A 4,166-nucleotide genomic window follows, 5' to 3' on the forward strand; every position below is an offset into this window, starting at 1 on the left:
GCCATGCATGGAACCTGAAGCCGTAAAAACACAGGCCGGCTTGCCATGCAGCGCGCCATTCAGCCATAGGCTGGTGGTCTGATCGAGGAAATATTTCATCTCAGACGCCATATTGCCAAAACGGGTTGGAGAACCGAGCGCCAGACCAGAACACTCCGCCAAATCCTCTAAGGTGCAGTAAATATCGCCTTCATCAGGAATGCTTGGCGCCGCCTCAGTCACTACGGCTGCAATATTCGGCACCGTCCTGATTTTGACTTGAATGCCGGCGGACTCCACACCACCGGCAATCAAATGCGCCATTTCTTTGGTTGACCCATATTTACTATAATAAAGCACAAGAACGTAAGGCTGCATAATTTTTGATAAATGACATTAAAAATGAAAACTATACGGTATTTTTCCGTTTTTTTGGGTAAGCTGGGTAATGAAACTTGAGAAATATGATTAAAAAAAATTGAGACTTTAGCGCATGATAGAAGCCCATTTAAAAAAACTTCCCTTTTATGACAAGAAATGGTTTCAGTTTATTTTATTTGTTATACGCCGTTTTGAAGCTGACCGCTGCCGGGAACAAGCTGGCTCGCTAACATACACAACCCTGTTCGCTGTTGTGCCAATGCTGACTGTTTTCTTGGTGATTATTTCCTCCATTAAAGCTTTGGAACCCGCGCGCCAGCAATTGCAGCAGCTGATTTACAGCAACTTTTTACCCAAGACAACCATTGCTTTTGATAAGGTGCTGAATGCATTCACAGATAAGTCCAGCAATTTAACGATTATTGGGGTGCTGTTTCTGTTTATCACCACAGTCATGATGCTGACCAATATAGAAACGGTGTTCAACCGTATTTGGCGTGTCCGTGATACCCGCGGCGGCATTCTAGGCTTTATGCGTTACTGGACCATTATTTCACTGGGTCCCATTTTGCTGGGCAGCGCTTTTGTGATTTCATCGACAGTCGCCTCTATGAATGTGCTGAGCAATAACTTCGCAGGCTATGAATTGGATGGCGCTTTTATTTTATGGTGCATTTCTTTTTCACTCACAATCTTAGGCTTTTTTATTCTGAATTGGACAATTCCCAACCGCAATGTGCCGATTAAAGCCGCATTCTTTGCCGGAGTATTCAGCGCCACAGTATTTGAATTGCTGAAGCATTTATTTGGCTTTGTCATGTCCAATTTCACCAGTTATGAAATTGTATACGGCGCTTTTGCCGCTGTACCCATTTTCTTACTGTGGATTTTTCTGTCATGGAATATTGTCTTAATTGGTGTTGAAATCAGCTTTGCGCTGACCGCATTTAACGCAGACACTCACCGCCGCCGCAAACGCCATGCCGTCATTCTGCTGCTGGATGTACTGGAACTGTTTTATCAAAAGCAGCAAAACGGCCAAACCGTAACAGAAGCTGAAGCGCTGGATGTGCTGGGACGCGAAGAAATTGGACGCTGGCCGTCCTATGTTCAGATGCTGGAGCAGCAAAACCTGATTAAACGCACCGATGACAATAACTACGTGCTGCTGCGCAATTTGTCGCAAGTGGATTTCTGGAGTTTTTATGTACAGCTGCCCTACCCCTTGCCGCGGCGGGAAGATGTGAATCATGCTTTTGATGACAAATGGCTGGAACGCATTGGCCCGTCTTTAATTGAATCTGATGATTATTTAGCGGCCAAGCTGGCTATTCCGCTGTCGGCGATTTTTGAAGAGAAATAGCTCTTATTTGGCTTCATTTCTATCCAAGCCTATCCAAGGCCATCAACGCACGGCCTTGGATTTAATTTTTAATAGTCAATACCTGATCTGCATAAGTGATAACCGCTGGCCCGCCGCTTTTTCCAGCGTGACCAAGCCTGCAAATTGAAGCATCAATATAATGGCCTTTTACTGCACCGAAGGCTGAAAATTCCTTATTCTTCTGACAGAATATTATGCAGATTCAATCATACCCAAAGCGCGTTTGATCCATGCATGCAGGCTGACAATCATGACACCTGCCACCACAAAAACAGTCCCCCAAATAAAGTTCAGTTCAATCTGCTCATTCAGGAACATGATGCCAAAGATCATGCCAAAAATTGGCGTTAAAAATGAAAATACGCCAAGGCCGTTGGCCAAATATTTACGCAACAGCCAAAACCACAGCATTAAGCTGAAAAAAGACATCATCAGCACATGAAAGGCCATGCTGCCCACTGCCGTCACCGTCCATGAAATGGAGGCCTGCCCTGTCAGCCATGCAAGAGGCATTAAAAAAATAAAGCTTCCCGCCAGCTGATAAAAAAGTGTTTGCGTGGGCGGCGCATCTCCGAGTTTCGTCAGCCTTAGCGAAATGGTGGTCAGCGCCCACATCACGCCAGCCAGCAAAGCCAGAAAATCACCCCACAAAGCAGAAGAAGCTAAAATGCTATTGCTATGGCCACGCCCCATAAATGACAGCACTATTCCACCAAAAGCCAGCAAGATACCGGCCCATTGAACCCTGTTCAGCGTTTCATCCGGCAGCTTCCAATGCAGGCCCAGCGCCACAAAAATAGGAGCAGTGTACAGCAGCACGACGGTATGCGAAGCCGTGGTGTAGCGCAGCGCTTCAGCCACACATAAAAATTCTGCAGAAAACAGCAGCGCCAGCCAAATTCCGGGCAGCAAATATTCCTTGCTGTACAAATGTGTTCCTTTTTGCAGCCGGATCAACGGCAGCACCAGTAGAACAGACAGTCCGGAACGGATGGCAATTTGCATAATAGGCGAGATGTCAGGCGCAGCCAATTTCAGCACAACCTGCTGTATGCCCCAAATCATGCACAATACAATCATTAAGCCGGAGGCATATCCATCCAATGCTTTGCGCTGTTCCACCATGTTTACTCGGCCGCTGATTAAGCACCCACTATAAAACTGTCGGAAATAAAAGATATAATTCAAATCAGACAAAAAATCTTTTTATTCAGGCAAAGCGCTATGCCGAAAAATCTCAAACGTGATTCTGCAGCACTGAAACAGCTGCCGACCAATGATGATATTGCCCGCACCTTGTGGATCAGTTTCCGCGACGATCCTGCGCTTTCAGTCTACCCCGCACATGGGCACGCATGGGGAGAATTCATTTATGCCTTTAACGGGGTGATGGAAGTCAATATTGATCAAGTCGATTATATTACCCCGCCCCCTTACGGCATTTGGCTGCCGCCCAATTTGCAGCACAGCGGGCTGAACCGCACGGCGGTTTCACATGGAACCTTATATGTGCATGAATGCCTCTGCAGCCAGATGCCGCAGCAGGCCGGCATCCTGCTCAGCTCCAATTTGGTATCGGCTATTTTTGAACATTTGCGCCAGAATCTGCTGCCCGAAAATTCCCCTGAATATCAGCGGCTGCTGCAGGTATTGCTGGATCAGCTGCAGCGGGCGCAATTGGTCAGCAGCTATTTGCCGCATTCCAGCCATCCGGCCTTAAGCCAGATTTTGGACTACCTGCATCAGCATCCTGCAAACAACAGTCCGCTGCTGCGGCTTGCACAGCAGGCCAATATGACCGAACGCACCTTAGCCCGCTGCTGCCTGAAAGAATTAGGCATGTCGCTGCATGAATGGCGTCAGCGCCTGAAAGTCATTAAGGCCATGACCCTGCTGACAGAAGGGAAAAAAGTTGAAAGCATTGCACTGGACTTAGGCTACGCCAATGCCTCCGCCTTTATTAATATGTTTAAACGCTGGATGAATCTGACGCCTGATCAGTTTAGAAAGCTGAATCACCACTTATAATCCGCTCGTGCTATCCATAACAATGAACTGCATGCAATATGCGCAGTTTCAGTGCTGGATAATCAAGGGCTTATTATTATGAAACGCGCCCGATGACGCTCTAGTAAAACTTTGCGATGAAAACATTTGAGAGTCAGGTGAAAAGAATAACTGAAATCCGTGCAGAATGAGCACATGAAGGCCGCTTGCCATCCTCTTAHACGCCAAAAGATTTATHGHTVGGHRSSMGYKKYRGCRSCYSYYAMYGCSSARARCWTGGCGCAGWCCRTTTCGGAAAYGGTGGRTGCGGTTAAAGTTTTAKAAGAAGGCMCTGCGCYGATGCTGCTGGCGYSTGTTGTTCGCGAGCGTAAAGGGGAATACACCGCGCTGTTTGAACAGCTGCAGAGCCAAGGTT

General features: G+C 47.1%; 4 protein-coding genes and 1 pseudogene. 3 read left to right on the top strand and 2 right to left on the bottom strand.

Annotation, left to right across the window (positions count from 1 at the left end):
• Positions 1-357: NAD(P)H-dependent oxidoreductase (locus AZH43_RS16320; protein ID WP_171254494.1), on the bottom strand; the 357-nt coding region annotated here is incomplete at its 3' end.
• Positions 358-472: 115 nt separating this feature from the next.
• Here AZH43_RS16320 and AZH43_RS16325 point away from each other — a divergent pair.
• A complete protein-coding gene (locus tag AZH43_RS16325) occupies positions 473-1,723 on the top strand; it encodes a YihY family inner membrane protein (RefSeq protein WP_067671968.1) in 1,251 nt (416 codons plus the stop codon).
• 213 nt (positions 1,724-1,936) lie between these two features.
• On the opposite strand, the gene AZH43_RS16330 is transcribed toward AZH43_RS16325, so the two are convergent.
• Positions 1,937-2,866 (bottom strand): DMT family transporter, encoded by a 930-nt coding sequence (locus tag AZH43_RS16330; protein WP_067671973.1) that lies wholly within the window; start codon positions 2,864-2,866, stop codon positions 1,937-1,939.
• Between the two features lie 102 nt (positions 2,867-2,968).
• Here AZH43_RS16330 and AZH43_RS16335 point away from each other — a divergent pair, with 102 nt between their 5' ends.
• Positions 2,969-3,772 carry an AraC family transcriptional regulator gene (locus tag AZH43_RS16335; RefSeq protein ID WP_067671970.1) on the top strand — a complete coding sequence of 268 codons (804 nt, stop codon included), beginning with the start codon at positions 2,969-2,971 and terminating at the stop codon, positions 3,770-3,772.
• 258 nt (positions 3,773-4,030) lie between these two features.
• A pseudogene (locus AZH43_RS19190) lies at positions 4,031-4,166 on the top strand (hypothetical protein); the annotation flags it as partial.

The sequence above is a fragment of the Acinetobacter pragensis genome (genome assembly GCF_001605895.1).
In the GTDB taxonomy this organism is placed as follows: domain Bacteria; phylum Pseudomonadota; class Gammaproteobacteria; order Pseudomonadales; family Moraxellaceae; genus Acinetobacter; species Acinetobacter pragensis.